Annotated in this window: 13 protein-coding genes; 5 read left to right on the top strand and 8 right to left on the bottom strand. The window is 57.4% G+C overall.

What is annotated here, in order from left to right; all coding sequences use genetic code 11:
* Positions 1-721 (top strand): formylglycine-generating enzyme family protein (locus tag LKE08_RS26605; RefSeq protein ID WP_324707317.1); only part of this gene is annotated, 721 nt, incomplete at its 5' end.
* A gap of 369 nt (positions 722-1,090) precedes the next feature.
* On the opposite strand, the gene LKE08_RS26600 is transcribed toward LKE08_RS26605, so the two are convergent.
* Together LKE08_RS26600 and LKE08_RS26595 are read right to left on the bottom strand one after the other, a co-directional pair.
* Complete coding sequence (locus LKE08_RS26600) at positions 1,091-2,494, bottom strand: ion transporter (RefSeq protein WP_324707316.1); 1,404 nt, start codon at positions 2,492-2,494, stop codon at positions 1,091-1,093.
* A 176-nt stretch (positions 2,495-2,670) separates the two neighbouring features.
* Complete coding sequence (locus tag LKE08_RS26595; RefSeq protein WP_324707315.1) at positions 2,671-3,006, bottom strand: hypothetical protein; 336 nt, start codon at positions 3,004-3,006, stop codon at positions 2,671-2,673.
* 87 nt (positions 3,007-3,093) lie between these two features.
* Between LKE08_RS26595 and LKE08_RS26590 the strand changes: the two genes are divergently transcribed.
* From LKE08_RS26590 to LKE08_RS26580, 3 genes are all read left to right on the top strand, one after another.
* Positions 3,094-3,351: a hypothetical protein gene (locus tag LKE08_RS26590; RefSeq protein ID WP_324707314.1), complete on the top strand. Its 258-nt coding sequence runs from the start codon at positions 3,094-3,096 to the stop codon at positions 3,349-3,351.
* A gap of 234 nt (positions 3,352-3,585) precedes the next feature.
* The gene (locus tag LKE08_RS26585) at positions 3,586-4,098 is read left to right on the top strand and encodes an HNH endonuclease (RefSeq protein WP_324707313.1); all 513 of its coding nucleotides are present in this window, start codon (positions 3,586-3,588) and stop codon (positions 4,096-4,098) included.
* Positions 4,099-4,532: 434 nt separating this feature from the next.
* The gene (locus LKE08_RS26580; RefSeq protein ID WP_324707312.1) at positions 4,533-4,919 is read left to right on the top strand and encodes an alr0857 family protein; all 387 of its coding nucleotides are present in this window, start codon (positions 4,533-4,535) and stop codon (positions 4,917-4,919) included.
* Between the two features lie 71 nt (positions 4,920-4,990).
* Here the strand turns inward: LKE08_RS26580 and LKE08_RS26575 are convergent, their stop codons facing one another.
* From LKE08_RS26575 to LKE08_RS26550, 6 genes are all read right to left on the bottom strand, one after another.
* Positions 4,991-5,518 carry a Ycf51 family protein gene (locus LKE08_RS26575; RefSeq protein WP_324707311.1) on the bottom strand — a complete coding sequence of 176 codons (528 nt, stop codon included), beginning with the start codon at positions 5,516-5,518 and terminating at the stop codon, positions 4,991-4,993.
* A gap of 136 nt (positions 5,519-5,654) precedes the next feature.
* Complete coding sequence (locus LKE08_RS26570) at positions 5,655-6,713, bottom strand: adenylate/guanylate cyclase domain-containing protein (RefSeq protein WP_324707310.1); 1,059 nt, start codon at positions 6,711-6,713, stop codon at positions 5,655-5,657.
* 447 nt (positions 6,714-7,160) lie between these two features.
* Entirely contained in the window at positions 7,161-7,538 is a 378-nt protein-coding gene (locus LKE08_RS26565) for a response regulator (RefSeq protein ID WP_324707309.1), read from the bottom strand.
* A 53-nt stretch (positions 7,539-7,591) separates the two neighbouring features.
* Entirely contained in the window at positions 7,592-11,233 is a 3,642-nt protein-coding gene (locus tag LKE08_RS26560; RefSeq protein WP_324707308.1) for a PAS domain S-box protein, read from the bottom strand.
* Between the two features lie 183 nt (positions 11,234-11,416).
* Positions 11,417-11,692 carry a hypothetical protein gene (locus LKE08_RS26555; RefSeq protein WP_324707307.1) on the bottom strand — a complete coding sequence of 92 codons (276 nt, stop codon included), beginning with the start codon at positions 11,690-11,692 and terminating at the stop codon, positions 11,417-11,419.
* Positions 11,689-12,840: an AI-2E family transporter gene (locus LKE08_RS26550; protein WP_324707306.1), complete on the bottom strand. Its 1,152-nt coding sequence runs from the start codon at positions 12,838-12,840 to the stop codon at positions 11,689-11,691. The genes LKE08_RS26555 and LKE08_RS26550 overlap by 4 nt, the downstream gene beginning before the upstream one ends.
* Positions 12,841-13,075: 235 nt before the next feature.
* Between LKE08_RS26550 and LKE08_RS26545 the strand changes: the two genes are divergently transcribed.
* Positions 13,076-15,688: a glycosyltransferase gene (locus LKE08_RS26545; RefSeq protein WP_324707305.1), complete on the top strand. Its 2,613-nt coding sequence runs from the start codon at positions 13,076-13,078 to the stop codon at positions 15,686-15,688.
* Positions 15,689-15,908 lie beyond the last annotated feature (220 nt).

Here is a 15,908-nt window from a genome sequence, read left to right as displayed (position 1 = left end):
CGAGGAAGAACCCCAACACCGAGTCACCATTCAACCCTTCCTGATGGGCAAATACCCCATCACCCAGGCCCAATGGAGGCGGGTGGCGAACTGGCCCAAACTTCGGCGAGATCTCGATCCCGACCCGGCAATTTTTAAAGGAAACAATCGACCAATTGAACAAGTTTCATGGTATGATGCGATCGAGTTCTGCGCCCGACTTGCAAAAGCCACTCAAAAGCCCTATCGCCTGCCCAGCGAAGCCCAGTGGGAATATGCCTGCCGTGCCGGAACCACGACCCCTTTCCACTTTGGAAAAACCCTCAGCACTGACATCGCCAATTATGATGGCAATTACACCTACGGCTCGGGTGTAAAAGGTGTCTACCGCAACGAAACCACACCCGTCGGTCATTTCCAAGTTGCCAATGCCTTTGGCTTATATGATATGCACGGGAACGTTTGGGAGTGGTGCGCCGACCCCTGGCATGAGAACTATAATGGTGCGCCCTCGGATGGGCGAGTCTGGGATGAGAATGATAATGATTATCAAGTCTATGACATTGATGTTTTAGTCAATCTTTTGAAGACATCAAAAAGCCGAGTGCTCCGCGGCGGTTCGTGGGGCAGCAATCCTGAAAACTGCCGCTGTGCCGACCGCTACTGGTACGGCCCGGGCTCCCTCGGCAACTACAGCGGTTTTCGCGTCTCCTGTCGGCCCCCGAAGACTCTTTCCCCTTAGCTCTTTTTTCCTTTTGCCCTTTGCCCTGTTTTCATTATACCCTTTTTTTGCGAGCGTAGCGAGCTTTTTTTTATTTTTTTTTAATTACCCCTGTCCCCACCTCCTTGCGGTAGTTTATATAATAGTTTCTCTCGCCCTCACCCCCTTCGGCAAGCTCAGGGCATCGCCCAATCCCTCGCCCAGGATTGGGAGAGGGGAGAAAAGCCCCGACACCGAAAAGAAACCGGGTTTCTACCAAAGTTGTTCTTTTCTCACCTAATTGTCTCCTAGAAACCCGGTTTCTACCCCCCACCGATATCGTTAAGAAACCGGGTTTCTACGAAAGTTGTTCTTTTCTCACCCGATCGCTTCAAAGAAACCCGGTTTCTATCAAATGTCGATTTCCTGCGGCGCGATCGCGATCGCCCTATCCCCCTCCTGAAAAATATAATTAGCCGGATTAATTTGAATCTCCGCCCCGGGGCGATCGACGGCAATTAAAATAGCGTTATAATTCTGTTTGAGCAGGATCAGGACATCAAAAAACGACTGTCCCACCCACTCTTCTTGAATCGGAAAACGATAAAACTGATTTCCCCGCTGGTGGGTTAACAGTTCCGTAAATAACCGCATCAAACCGTGATTGAGGGCCGCCTGAGCCAATAAAAAGGCGCTGTGTTCTTCGCTGACAACATAGGCGTTGACGTGGCCGAGTTCCAAGTGAGAACCATACTCGCGGTTGATCAACTCCGCGCAGGTGTAGACGTTCGGATTGAGTTTCTCCGCCGTCAGTGCCGCCAGTATGGTGCGAGCGTCGGCATCCTGTTCACTGCGGCCGTGGCTTTTATCTGCCAAAATAATGCAGGTATTCGCTCGCCGGATGCCCGCTTTTTCCAAAACGCTAACTTTCGTAAAATCGTCGTTGAGAAACCGAACGATCGCCCGCAGATCCGGATCGATAATGGTATGGTCGGAGTCGATAAAAGCGATGACTACGATGGGAGCCGTGTCATTTTTTCGCGCCGCCCGATACTCCCGGACGATGATTTCCGCCTTCCGGTTCCAGCCACAAATAATCGTGTGTCCGCTCAATTCGTCGAAATCCATTTGGGACTCCTGCCTTCTCAACCGCTCCACCATCAACGCCGATACCGTCCCCGTAAACATCACAAATAAGGTGACGTTCATGAACATGAACAAAACCGCCAGCAAGCGACCCCCGAGGGACAATGGCGGGCCAGGAATCGGTTCCCCCGCGAACAGGGAATAGATGCTGTACCAAAAGGCTTCCTCCAAATTGGTGACATCCGGGTTGCCGGGGCGCTCGAAGGTGAGCATGGCGACGCTGCCGAACACCACCGTCAGCAATAGCATTTCAATGATAATGATATATTCGGGGAATCCCCGGCGCAAAAAATAGGGCAGCGATCGCGTGTTCCGATTCAACAACCGCAACAATCGCACAATCCGCAACAATCGCAACCCGATAATCACCCGAAACTGTCGCAATCCCGGCGCGATCGGCAACAGCGAGATCAAGTCTAATTTGTATTCTCTCAAAAACCGCCGCGAGTTAGAAGAACCGAGCGATCGCAGTCCCAGTTCGATGGCAAAAATTACCGTCACCCAGCGGTTGATCGACTCAAACGTTTCTAATTGCGGAGAATTCGGTGGTAGGGTGAGTTCCGCCAACGTCAACCCCACCGACAGCAAAATCAGCAGACTGACAATGAGATCCGCCAAAGGATGGCGGAGAAGGGGTTTAAGGTGCGATCGCCAATCTGCATTGTTCAACGTCCCGTCCGTCTCTGGAATCGAAGGTTTCCAATCTCCAGGATAATTAATAATTAATTATTAATTTAGCCCCCGACTCCCAACTCCCGACTCCCGACTCCCGATTTAGTCCCCGGGAAGCCATGTTTATCCATCGAGCTCCCCGGGGTGGTGATAATGATAGGGCGACGAATCTGTTAATCAGCCAAACTATCGAGACTGAGGGGGACAATATCGCCGTGTACGGTCAACCCGAGCAACATCGGCGCGCCCGGTTGAATAATTTCGCCCGTCAGGACGCAGCGTTCTTCCTGTTGAGCCGTGGCGGAAAAGCTGGCGCGGATCTCCTCTCTGGAAAATTGGGGTCTGTAGTCTCCGGATTTTTGTTGTACATAGTTCCACAGGATATCTCGGATCAGAGCTTGGTAGCCTTTATTTTTGGCCAAGCCCTTCAGTCTATCCTTCAACTCCCGTTCCAAACGGATGCTGGTCACTTCCATATCGGTGGTTGAAGTCCGAGGTAAGGTGTACATAATTTTTTCTCCTCAAGGGTAGACATTGCTGTAATACTTAGTGTAGTATAAACAAAGCTAGATTGAAAGTATCAGTTGAGGTTTCGCTTGGACGTGATAGAACCCCGTTTCCCACGCCACCACAGCCCTCGCGCCAGCCATCCCCAAGGTTGGAGTGGCGTTTGCTGTGGCGATTTGGGCATCCCCTCCGACGGGGCGGCCCGGATGGGAGACAATGGGGATATCTATTTTCTGTCATCGGTTCAACCCGAATCCCTCGGTTTGACCGCCAATCTGCGGGAAGCAGATTTCAATTTCCAGATCGAAAGCGGGAGGTACAGGCGCAGCGCTGCCGTACCGACATAAAAGGAAAACACAGTTTTTGTGACCCGACCCCCGCTTCCATCTTCCACGAGGCGGGGGTTTGTGAGTTTGGGGGAGTCGGGAGTCGGTATTAGGGAGTCGGGAAACCGGCTATGAGTTCTCAGCCGTCGGCAATCGACCAGAACGCTGAATACTTGAAAGCCAATCTTTCCCCACACCCCACCGAGCACACCCCACACCCTTTAAAAAACTGTTTTTGATTGTGGAGTAATAGCCGTGACCAGCACGACGGATGTATTGAGTCAGAATGTGGTGGTTTTCTCCAAAAACTACCTGCCCATGAACCGCGTCAATATCAAGCGGGCGATCGCACTTTTGGTGACGGGCCGGGCCGAGCCGTTGGATGCGAGCGATCGCACCTCGGGATGGATGGTCCGCTCCCCCAGCGTCGCCCTGCGGGTGCCGGAGTGCATCCGCCTGACGGTGGCCGGACACGAACGCATCTGGAAAGTTCCCCCCGCCAACCGCCGGGAAATCCTGCGCCGGGACAACCACACCTGTCAGTATTGCGGCAGCACCAAAAAACTGACAATCGACCATGTGATCCCCCGCGCCCAGGGGGGAAGCCACACCTGGGATAACGTCGTCGTAGCCTGCTCCCGCTGCAACGCCTTCAAAGGCAACCGCACCCCGGAAGAGGCTAGGATGCCCTTACGCACCAAGCCGAAAGCCCCGTTGCATCCGGTGGTGTCCTTTGCGGAACAGTTCTGGCGAAATCATCCGACGTGATCTCATGTCCGCTCAAATAGTTTTTATAAAAACTATTTTCGGACTCTGAAAATCACAAATTGATAGAATTGCTGATTTTCCGGACTTGATAGGAATCCCAGGTCCGGCGCGGGGAAACGGACGGCGATCGCGATATAGCAATCGGCACTCAGCTTTCAGCCATCAGCAAAGGTTAAGTGTCTGTCATTGACCGGTTTCGAGATTTTCGGATGTCCTGAGGGTCATGGCGATCGCAATATCTGGCATGAATCGCCATTTCCCTTCCTATCGATCATCGATTGAAGATGATTGGGGAGTGGGTTCGGTCAAAAAATTCGATCTGATATCACCGTCCATGTTTCATTTTTCATGTTTCATTTTTCATTTCCCCGCGCCCAGCGCTATCAATTGGAGTCTCGCGACTTGACCCGAGCGTGAAAAGGAAGCGATAATTCATGTTGAAGTTAATTTACACTGAAGCGGCTTTTCACCTGGAGCGTCTGACCCACTCTCCGGAACAGATCGTCGCCCAGCGAGCTACCCTCGCGATGCGCGTCGGCGAGAGCATCTGCATCGAACCCAGTTCGGCGGCGTTCCTGTTGCCCCGAAATTTGCCCGCGATCGCCCTTTTAGAAGAAACGGTACAAAACCGTAACTCGGACGCGATCGCCCTGTGTGTCGCCGACGAAGACTCCCTGGAAGTCAGCCTCACCGGAACCTGGATCTCAGCGGACTACGCCGAAGATCACGGCATCTTCGTCACCGTTTTGAGCGATCGCGCCGAACGACTCCTCGAACAGTTGTGGCGGCAAACCTACGCCGGGGCGTCGGTCAGGGAATAGGGGAAGAATTGACAATTGATCATTGATAATTGACAATTAATTAGCCTTCTCCCGACTCCCTAATACCGCCCCTACCCCGCGCTGTCCCGGACTTCCTCCAGGTGGGCGAAGCGATCGCCATCGATCTGGATGTCGAGTTCGGGTTCGGTGGCGAAGCCGGTGGTGCGATCCACCCGGCCCAGGTAAATCGGTTCGGAAACCCCCGGTTCGGGGTGGACGATAGTCCGCACCCGGATCGTCAGGGGTTGTTGGCCGGCGCCCCCCCGGCCCGGAGAATAGAGGTCGGCGGCGGCCTGTTGCAGGGTGGCTTCGAGTTGGGAAGCGGTGATGTCCGGGGCTACAGCGATCGCAATCTGGCGGGCGCCGTCGTCGAAAACCCGGGTGTAGCGCACCGCCCCCGGAATTTCCGTGCGCTGAAACAGCCCCAAACCCAAGGCAAACACTCCCGCCGTCAGGACGCCGGTAAACGCCGTGACTCCCACGAGTCGAAAGCGCGGCCCCCACTTAAAAATAAACGCCAATACGGTCAACCCAGCCAAAGCCAGGGTAGCAAAACCGATCCACTTGGAATAATCGAGCAGTTCAGCAGTTGTCAACATCGTTCCTTTGATTATCTGGGCTTTTATCCTGACATCGATGGCAACCGCCCAATTGATGAGAACATCATCGCGGGCGGTTGACCTGAAGCTGATAGCTAAAAGCTGAAAGCTGAAAGCTATACCACCCTTGAGCCTATCAACTTTTTCGACCGATCAGAAAATAGGCGGTCATTTTTCCCTTGCTTTTCACCTCGATGACGCCGCGTTCCTCGAATTGATATTTGTCCCGCAGACGCTCGTAAGTAGCCGCCGTGACTTGAATTTTCCCCGCCACGCCGTGGGACTCCATGCGGTTGGCGGTGTTGACCGTATCGCCCCACAGGTCGTAGGCAAATTTTCGGGTGCCGATCACCCCAGCCTCCACCGGGCCGGTATTGATGCCCATCCGCATCTGTAGGGGTTGCCCCGGTTTAAGGCTGAAGTCGCCGACGATCTGTTGCATTTCCAGGGCCATTTCGGCGATCGCCTCGGCGTGGTCGGGGCGGGGGGTGGGCAGTCCCCCCACCACCATATAGGCGTCGCCGATGGTTTTGATCTTTTCGAGTTCGTAGCGTTCGGCCAACTCGTCGAAGACCGAAAAAATTTGGTTGAGAATTTCCACCAACTCGGAGGGGGATAAATTGGCGGAGAGTTTGGTAAAATTCACGATATCCGCGAACAAAACCGTCACGTCCGCGAAGCTGTCGGCGATGGTGCTCTCCCCCTGTTTCAACCGGGCGGCGATCGGCGCGGGGAGGATGTTGAGCAGCAACTGTTCGGACTTCTCCTGTTCGGCGGCCAGTTTTTTCAGGTAAGCCTGCTCCTGGTCCCGCAGCCGCTTTTTCTCCAGGCAGGCGTTGATCCGCGCCCGCAGCAACACGGGGTTGAAGGGTTTGGAGAGGTAGTCCTCGGCGCCGAGTTCGATGCAGCGGACGATGCTCTCGATGTCGTTGACCGCCGAAATCATGATCACCGGGATGTAGCGGAGGGCGGGGTCGGCTTTGAGGGTTTCCAGGACTTGGTAGCCGTTCATCTGGGGCATCATGATATCGAGCAGCACCAGGTCGAGGGGGGTCGATCGCATCAACTCCAGGGCCTCGAAGCCGTTCGAGGCCACCAGGACATCGTAACCTTGTCGTTTCAGACGTCGGACGAGCAGGTCCCGATTGACTTCATTATCATCGACGATCAACACACGATCCGGGTCAGCGTTCATCTAAAACTTATAATTTCACAGCTCAGTATCTTAAACGGGAGAACAGTCGCAGACCAGGAAATTGTTGCCGAGAGTCTTTGACCACCGTCGGGCGGAGCGTCACCGTACACCGTCCCGCCATCGAATCACCCAGCCGCGTTTGTGTTGTCGAGGGTTTGGGGAATTTCGTCGCGTCTCACCGCCCGTGAGTTCTGGCGATCGGCTTTCGGCTTTCCGCTTTCAGCAAAGGTTAAGAGCCCATCTATGGAAAGGTTTCGGGATTTTCAGACCTCCGAACCGCCCGGTCGATCGCGATCGACGAAATGCACGGACTCCATGTGCCCTGACACTGGATGCCGTCTCCACCGACGGCCAATCCACCGGGGTGCGATCGCCCAGATGGCGCCCAAATGATAACACAACCGGCCCCCCCAATGCCAGTCCGGCGGGGGTTTCCGGGGGGCGAGTTCAGGGGGTCGCCCCCTTTTTGATGTGGGTTTCGATTTTTTCCAACAGGCGGGGGAACTCCACCGGTTTGGTGTCGTAATCGTCGCAGCCGGCGGCCAGACACTTTTCGCGATCGCCGGCCATCGCGTGGGCCGTCAGGGCGATGACGGGAATTTCCTGGGTTTTGGCGTTGGCTTTGATCTCCCGCGTCGCCTGCCACCCATCCATCACCGGCAAACTCATGTCCATCAAAATCAAATCCGGCATCAGGGACTCGGCGAGTTCCACCCCCCGGGCGCCGTCCTCCGCGATCGAGACATCGTAACCCTTGCGGGTCAGGCGTCGTTTGAGCATATCCCGGTTCATTTCATTATCTTCCACGAGTAGAATCTTAGCCATGATCCGATAAATTTAAGGTTGAAAATTAGAAGTTGGGATTGAGACACGGAGCTTTAAAAGCCGGATTGATGAACACTCGCACTGACGATCGCATGGATGTCGCCGAGCAAATTCTCCCGGCTGTAACTTCCCTTTTGCAAGATCTGCTCCACGGAACCCTTAAGTCGCGATCGCTCGGCCGGGGTCAGCTCAACGGCCGTAATCACGACGATCGGCAAATTTCCGGAGGCCGGCATCTGTCTGAGTTCGTGAATCAACTCGAAGCCGTCCATGTTGGGCAGGATCAAATCCAACAGCATCAAATTGGGGACGTCGCCCCGCAGCCGTTCCAGGGCAGCCACCCCGTCTTCCGCCTCGTCGATCTGCCACCCCTCGGCCTCCAAGATCCCTTTTAACATCTCTCGGGTCGCCCGATCATCATCGACGACCAAAATTCGGCCGGGGGAGCTGGGGAGGGTTGAGCGGTCGGGCGGACGTCGGTACCGGTTCAGGAGAGTGACGAGGCGCTGGCCATCGACGGGCTTGAGCAGGTAGTCGGATGCCCCCAGGGTAAATCCCCGACTCTTGTTCTCGACAAAGGATAGCACGACGACCGGGATATCCGCGAGTTCCGGGTCGGCCTTCAGGGTGGAGAGGACGGCCCACCCGTCCCAACTCGGCATCATGATGTCGAGGGTGATGACGTCGGGCCGCAATTGCCGAGCCAAATCCAACCCCCGCTCCCCACCAGCCGCCGTTTCCACCTGAAATCCCCCGTGCACCAAAGTCCGGGCGATCAGATCCCGGGACACCGGGTCGTCATCGATCACCAACACGGTTCCCGACGTCGGTTCGGGTGCGAGGATGTCGGACCCGTCCGCTTCCCGGCCGACCTCCGCCTCCGCCGCGGCGAGAGGTGCGCCGTCGCCGATCGCCTCAGAGGCCTCCTCCACCCCGGCGGGCAAGGTGGCGGTGAAGGTCGATCCCACCCCCAATTCGCTCTCCACGCGGATGTGGCCCCCCATCATCTCGCAGAACCGCTGGCTGATGGCCAGTCCCAACCCCGTGCCGCCGTAGCGTCGCGTCGTCGAGGCGTCGCCCTGGGTGAAGGGTTGAAACAGTTGCGCCTGCTGTTCGCGACTCATACCGATCCCCGTATCCCGCACGCAAAATTGGACGGCGGCGTCCGCCCCGTCGTCACGGCGGCGGACCTGCAACTCGATGGTGCCGTCGGTGGTGAACTTGGCCGCGTTGCTGAGGAGGTTGAGCAAAATCTGGCGCACTTTGGTGACGTCGGCATACATGGTGCCGATGTCGTCGGTGCACTCGACGGTGAGGAGATTGTTATTTTTTTTCACCAGGGGTTGAGCCGTGGCCAGGACGCTCTCGACCAAACTGGAAATCTCGAAGGGTTCCAGGTACAAATCCATCCGCCCCGCTTCGATTTTGGAAATATCCAGGATGTCGTTGATCAGGGTCAAAAGGTTGCGTCCGGCGGTGCAGATGCGGTTCAAATCCGGCACCAGGTCTTCGTACCCCAACTCCTCCGCCTCCTCGGACAGAATTTCGCTGTAGCCGATGATGGCGTTGAGGGGAGTTCGCAACTCGTGGCTCATGTTGGCCAGGAACGTGCTCTTGGCGCGGTTCGCCATTTCGGCGGCTTCCTTGGCCCGTTCCAGGGCCTCTGCGGCCCGCTTGCCTTCGGTGATGTCCTCCACGGTCCCCTCGTAGCACACCAGTTGTCCGGCACCGTCGAAGACCGCCCGGGCGTTTTCGGAAATCCAGATGGTCGTCCCGTCCTTGCGGTACACTTGGGACTCGAATCCCGACACCGCGCCCCGGGCGGCCATCGCCGCGATAAATTCGTCCCGTCGGCCGGGGCGGACGTAGAGCTGCCGGCCGATGTCGGCTAGGGTTTCGATCAGCTCCCGGGCGGAGTCGTAGCCGAGGATGCGGGCCAGGGCGGGGTTGGCGCTGATGTAGCGCCCGTCCGGGGTGGTCTGGCAGATCCCCTCGGCTGCGTTTTCAAAGATGCTGCGGTACTTGGCTTCGGTCTGCCGCAGGACTTCTTCGGTGCGGCGCCGTTCGATGGTGTTGGAAAACATTTCCCCGACCATCTTCAACAGGGCGATGCTGTCGGAGGAGCCGGTGTAGAGGGAGTGCAGGCAGTCGAAGCGGAGAAACCCGACCAGGGACTTGCGGCAGACCAGGGGGATGATGGTCAGAAATCCCAGGTTTTGCAGGGCGTTTTCCGGGTTGTCGCTGTCGCCCGATGCTAACCGGGCGCGGGCGTGAAACTGCTCCAGGTATTGCAAATCCGCCATCCCTTCCGGGGAGATGTCCGGGGCGGACAGGTGGATGGTTTTGAACTGGTTTAGGTAGGAGGCGATCCAGGGGACGTCGGCGGGGTCGAGTCGGGCGGAGCTGGATTGGAGGCGGTTGGAGATCGTCGCGATCAACTCCGAGGTTTGGGAACTCGGGGTCGGGAAGGTGTCGGATTCGGCGTCCGGGGACATCACGGTGGAGCGCCAGTCGTAGAGGGATTTCATCTGGCTCTCGGCGTCGGAAAACAGGTAAATGTAGCTGCGATCGACGCCGATGAAGGTACTGATTTTTTGGAGCGCCTGCTGGATGCCGGCGTCGATTTCGTCGGTGTTGAGGCTGATGAAGTAGGTGGAGAGGTTGGTGATGAGCTGTTCAAATTCCACCCGATGTTGCAGGGCTTTTTCGACCCGCTTGCGCTCGGTGATGTCCCGGAAACTCCAGACCCGCCCCACCAGTTTTTCCCCCACTTTGGAGGGGTGGGAGTAGACCTCGAAAATCCGCCCGTCTTTGAATTCGACCACGTCGTAGGTGGGGATGTGGGGTTCGGCAGACAACTGCATGACGGTTTTGAGGAACCGGGGCGGATTTTTTAATTGTCGGAGGACGAAGGCTAGGGTGGAGTGGTTCTGGGCGGGGACGAGCATCAGGTCGGGGATCTCCCACATTTCCACGAATTTTTGGTTGAAGTGGCAGACCCGGCCGTTGCGGTCGAGGGCGAGGATGCCGGCGTCGGTGGAGTCGAAGGTGGCCTGGAGCATGGAGAGCGATCGCGCGGCCTCCTGTTCGGCCTGGTGGCGGTCGGTGATGTCGAAAAAGATCAGCACCGCCCCCACGCATCGGTCATTGTCGATGATGGGGTTGATCACGTAGGACACCGGCAGAACGAGTCCAGACCGGCAGATAAATTGGGCGTCGCTGGATTTGATCGGTTGCAGGGGGACGTTCGAGTCAGGGGTTTCGTCGGGGCGCGGTCGGAATTGGGCGGGGAACCCTTTCAGGTGGGGGGCAACCCGTTCAAAGAACTGTCGTTTTTTGAGTTCGGACTCGGACCACCCCAGCAGCCGCCGGGCCTCGGGATTCATCGACAGCAGATTCCCTTCCCGGTCTAGGATGCACAGTCCGGCCCCGAGGGAGCCGATCACGGCCTGCAGGCGATCGCGTTCGGCTTGCCAGAGGGTTTCGGACTCCCGCCGCTGCCGCTCGTAGATCTGCAACATTTCCCGGGAGGAGATCGTCAGCGATCGCTCCACCAAATACCGCTCCCGGTCCGCCGATTCGTAGTTGCGGCTGATGTGCTCCAACAGGTTCCGCCAAGCTTCCCCATCTGTGGGCGGTCGGTCTGCCCGGAGGTTGAGCCGTTTCAGTTGACGCTGGAGCAGGGGGTGCATCATGGTCGGTGTGGTGTGTGCGCGTAGGGGTTCTCCGGGTGCAATCTTCGCGGGGGTTTCGGATCGATGTCGGGCGGATGGCGGCGGCCGGGCCCGGCTACCCGATTCAATCGGATGCTTCCTGAATGGCGATCGCGGTCAGGGTTTGATTCTGGAGCCGACAGACGGCGATCCGGCCGTGGGGGGCTAATTCCCCGTCGCCGTGCCGATTGGCTGGGAGTGCCCTTGCAGTTCATCCAGTGTAGCCTCAAGTTCTTCTTCTGTCCGTTCGCCGAGGACTATCCACCGCCCCGACCCCCTGATCGCGATCGCCAGGGTGGGCAAACCGGGTTGAATTTTCTGGGAACCGCCGCCGGGGGCGTCCCGCTGTTCTACCGGGGGTGGGCTGTTGTGGCGGGCGACCGGGGCCGCGGCGATCGCCCTGTCGATCAGCCGCATCGAGTCATCTTCCGTGAGTTTCATGGGGTGCGCTCGGGTGTCGGGTCGGAATTGGGGGGGCGTCGGGCGGGGACTTCCGGCATCGGGACGATCGCCAGTTGCCGTTCGGCCGAGCGTTTCGGCTCCAAATACAAGTTCTCCACCAGGGCCGCCACACCGGCGAACCAGGGGGGGACGATCAGGGCCCCGATGATCCCCAAAACCTGCACCCCCGCCAACACGGACAGCAGTTGATAGAGGGGGTGGACGCCCACGGACGACCCCACCAGCAGGGGGTCGAGGACGTAGGTTTCCAGGTTTTGCAGGATCACGTAGAGTAGAAGCACCCACACGAACAACCAGCCCCCCTTGGCTAGGGCGACCACCAGGGCGGGGATCGCCCCCAAGATGGGGCCGAGGAAGGGGATCAAATTGGTCACGCCGGCGATCGCTCCCAAACCGACGGCGAATTCCCGCAGCCCCAAAAATCCCAGGGCGGTGGTGATCGTCACCCCCAAAATACCGGAGACGATCAGCCGTCCCCGAATGTAACTGCCCATGCGACGACTCACGGGTTCGGCGAGTGAGGCGAGGCGATCGTTCCAGGGGGCGGGAAAGAGCTGCACGACGCTGTTGACGAGGGTCTTGCTGTCGGCGACCATGTAGCCGGAGACGAACAGGGCTAAAATCAAGCTGAACACTCCCCCCACGATCCCCCGGGTGATGCCGTAGGAGCGCAGCAGCAGTTGTTGGGAGGAGCGGATCACCCAGTTGGTCAGGGATTGGGTATCGACGAGGCGATCGATCAGGGCGGGGGTGTCTTCCCCCAGGCGGCTGGCGATGTTGCTGACGAGATCGACGATCCGTTCGGCGAACAGCGGCAACTGGCGCACCAGCAGACCGATCTGATCGACGACGCTCGGCCCGATGAGCAGGCCGAACCCGGTCAGTCCGGCGATCAGGGTCAAATAGACGAAGATGACCGCCAGCCAGCGGGGCATTTTCATCCCCTGCGCCCAATCCACCAGCGGCACGATGGAAGATGCCAAGACCACGGAAATCATGATCAGGACGATCAGTCCCTGGAGTTGGGAGAGTAAAACCAACACCAAGACGGCGCCGACGACGAGTAAGATGTTCGACAGGGAAAGGGTGATCCGCCTGTCGGGTGGGGTGGGTTTTTGATCGCTCATGGGATCGTCATTTTTATCGGTTGAGGACGGTCGGGGGTGGAAGGCGGTCTGTCGGCGGCTCCCGATGATGGCTCGGACGGGATCTGGAATTTCCCGGACTTCGCACCACCGCCGGAACAGGTCGATTCTAACATAGAATGAAGTTCGGTTTCGGCGACGGAGTAGATCGGCAAAATAGCCGGAGATTTAACCCGCTTTATTCGGTCATTGACAATAATAACAACGCCCGACTTACATGGCAATCTCACGATGTCGATCGCGGCTGGATTTTTCCCGTTTTGACGGCGACATCCCCCAACTTTATTGGATTGAAAAAACGGCGGGATTGAGGGGGATTTCCCGACTCCCGATTCCCGACTCCCGATTCCCGACTCCCGATTCCCGACTCCCGATTCCCGATTCCCGACTCCCGACTCCCGATTCCCGACCGCCGAAGCCGGGGATGTCATGCTATATGATGGCAGGGATGCGATCGCCCCCCCGCAACCCGAAGAAAACCCCCATCCACTGTTTGTCCATGCGAATTCACGTTGAAGGCTGGCCGTTTCGACCCCACGCTTACGCCTGCGCCACCGATTTTCTGCTCCGAGAAATGGCGAAGCGCCCGGATCTGGCGGTTTCCTACCAAACCGGCGCGGCGGCGGAGCGCGATCGCGACCCGATTTTGACCGAGTTCGACCCGGACTTCCCAACCCTCTGCGAGAGATTTTCCCCCCGCCAGGGCAAAGCCGACATCACCCTGCGAATTTCCGAAACCCCCAATTTTGCGCCGGCCGACTCCCGCCGCACCGGCATCGCGATCGCCCCCCGCTGGGGAACCCTGGCCGACTCGCCCCCCCCAAATTCGACCCTTTCCCCCGACGTCACCCTCATCACCCCCTCCCAGTGGTCCCGGGACGGGCTGCTGCGCCGGGGCATCCCCCCCCGCCAGATCGCCGTCATCCCGCCGGGAGTGGACCCCGAAATCTTCAAACCCGCCACCCCGGAACGGCGCGCCGAACTGCGCGCTACCCTCGACTGGGACTATTATTTCGTCTTCCTCCACGTCGGCGACCTGGGAAGTGCCGGCGGGGTGCGCCCCCTCCTGAAAGCCTTCGCGGCGGTGGTGGAAGCATACCCCCACGCCCGACTGGTGTTGAAAGGCACCCACCCGCAACAGTCCGAAAATGCCTTGCTCGAAGCCTGCCGGGACATCCTCGACGACAAAGAGGCGCGGCGGGTGCAGCCGAGGTTGGCGTTTGTCGGCGACACCCTCTCCTTCGGGGGGCTGGCGACACTCTACCAGGCCGCGGATGCCTGCGTCTCCCCCGACGTGGCACCGGGGATGGGTCTGCCGATTTTGGAAGCCGGTGCCTGCGGCCTGCCGATTATTTACACGGCCGGAAGTCCCGCCCAGGACTGGACGCACCCGGATTTTGCCCTGCCGATTTTGAGTCAGTTTCGCACGTTGGTCACGAATTGCCAAACACGCTTTTTGCTGCACCCGGACTGGGAACATTTGGCGGCATTGATGAAACAGATGGTCGAACAGCCGGAATTGGGGACGATGGCGCGGGAATTGGTGCCCCAATTTGTCGCCGGACGGTTCACTTGGAAACACTGCCTCGATCGCATTTTGGACTGTCTCGACCCGGAAAAACCGGCGGTCAACCCGGCTCCTATTCTTTCCCCGCAAAAATCCTCCTATCAAATGGTTGTGGAAGGGTGGCGATCGATCCCCCATTCTTACGCTTTAATTAACAGCCACCAATTGTTGGAACTGAAAAAGCGATCGCGCCTGGAACTATTCCATCGGGATATGCCCTATGTTACGGAAGACTGGAAACCCAGCCCGGGCTTATTTTCCCCAGAAGAAGAGGAGATATTAGATAACTTGCCGCAACCCCCGGAAAATCTCGAAGCCGACATCACATTGCGGATGTACTGCCCGTTTAATTTGGCATCTTCTAACAGCAAAAAAACGGCGGTCTTCGGGTGTACGGAATGGGGCATCGTCCCCCAAACGATTTTGCGGGGCATGGGCATCAAATCTTTTCGGGAAGCCCACCTCAATTCCGACAGTATAATTATCACCGCTTCGGAATGGTCGCGGCGGGGATTTCTCAACAGCGGCGCGGTGCCGGAACGGGTGGCGATCGTGCCGCTGGGATTCGATCCCAAAGTCCACCATCCGCCGACCGAAGATGAACGGAATAGCCTGCGAAAAAAATTCGGCTGGGCGGATCATTTTGTCTTCTTAAATATCGGCGTTATGTGGAACGAACGGCAGGGCATCAGTCGGCTTTTAAAGGCATTTGTAACCGTCGCAGATCGCCACCCGGAAGCCAAGTTAATTTTGAAAGGTAGGGATGCCATTTTCCCCTCGAAAGACTCGATTAAAAAGGCGACAAAATACGCCCTGACCGATGCGGAAATCGAATTCATTCGCCCCAGAATGCGCTACATCGGCGAGAACTTTTCGGCAGCGGAAATCGCCCAACTCTATCAGGCGGCGGATGTCTACGTTTCCCCCTATTCTGCGGAGGGATTCAATATGCCGGTTTTGGAAGCGATCGCCTGTGGAACCCCCGTCATCTGCACGAAAGGCGGTCCGACGGACGAATTTGCCCGCCCGGAATTTAGCCTGCAAATCGAAAGCAAACTCAGACAATTCCGCGATCGCGAAGGGGATATAAAATTCTATCTCGAACCGCAAAACAGCCACCTGATCGACCTGATGGAAATGGCAATAAAAGCGCCCGATTTAAAACAAAAAGTGCGCCAGTTCGGAACCCCATTTGTCAGGGAAAACTTCACCTGGTCAAAAGTGTGCGATCGGCTTTTGGAGGTTGTGTTGAGTGGGGAATAAATTTGAAAAATATCTGGCCTCCAAACCCCCAATTCTGGGGGCTTTGATTCTTGATTACCGGCCCCCAAACCCCCAATTCTGGGGGCTTTGATTCTTGATTACCGGCCCCCAAACCCCCAATTCTGGGGGCTTTGATTCTTTATATCAGATCCGGTTATCCCCTCCTAAACCTCCCCAATCATCTTCAGATGATTTGAGCTATTAGCTTGGGAATTGATTC

Source organism: Lyngbya sp. CCY1209 (assembly GCF_035615495.1).
Classification (GTDB): domain Bacteria; phylum Cyanobacteriota; class Cyanobacteriia; order Cyanobacteriales; family Microcoleaceae; genus Limnospira.
Note: the sequence above shows the minus strand (reverse complement) of the source record. Positions and strands in the feature narration are given on the sequence as shown.

Coding starts and splice junctions, on each gene's coding strand:
- LKE08_RS26595 (WP_324707315.1), bottom strand. CDS start 3,006: ATGTACACCTTACCTCGGACTTCAACCACCGATATGGAAGTGACCAGC.
- LKE08_RS26580 (WP_324707312.1), top strand. CDS start 4,533: ATGTTGAAGTTAATTTACACTGAAGCGGCTTTTCACCTGGAGCGTCTG.
- LKE08_RS26575 (WP_324707311.1), bottom strand. CDS start 5,518: ATGTTGACAACTGCTGAACTGCTCGATTATTCCAAGTGGATCGGTTTT.
- LKE08_RS26570 (WP_324707310.1), bottom strand. CDS start 6,713: ATGAACGCTGACCCGGATCGTGTGTTGATCGTCGATGATAATGAAGTC.
- LKE08_RS26565 (WP_324707309.1), bottom strand. CDS start 7,538: ATGGCTAAGATTCTACTCGTGGAAGATAATGAAATGAACCGGGATATG.
- LKE08_RS26560 (WP_324707308.1), bottom strand. CDS start 11,233: ATGATGCACCCCCTGCTCCAGCGTCAACTGAAACGGCTCAACCTCCGG.
- LKE08_RS26555 (WP_324707307.1), bottom strand. CDS start 11,692: ATGAAACTCACGGAAGATGACTCGATGCGGCTGATCGACAGGGCGATC.
- LKE08_RS26550 (WP_324707306.1), bottom strand. CDS start 12,840: ATGAGCGATCAAAAACCCACCCCACCCGACAGGCGGATCACCCTTTCC.
- LKE08_RS26545 (WP_324707305.1), top strand. CDS start 13,076: ATGGCAATCTCACGATGTCGATCGCGGCTGGATTTTTCCCGTTTTGAC.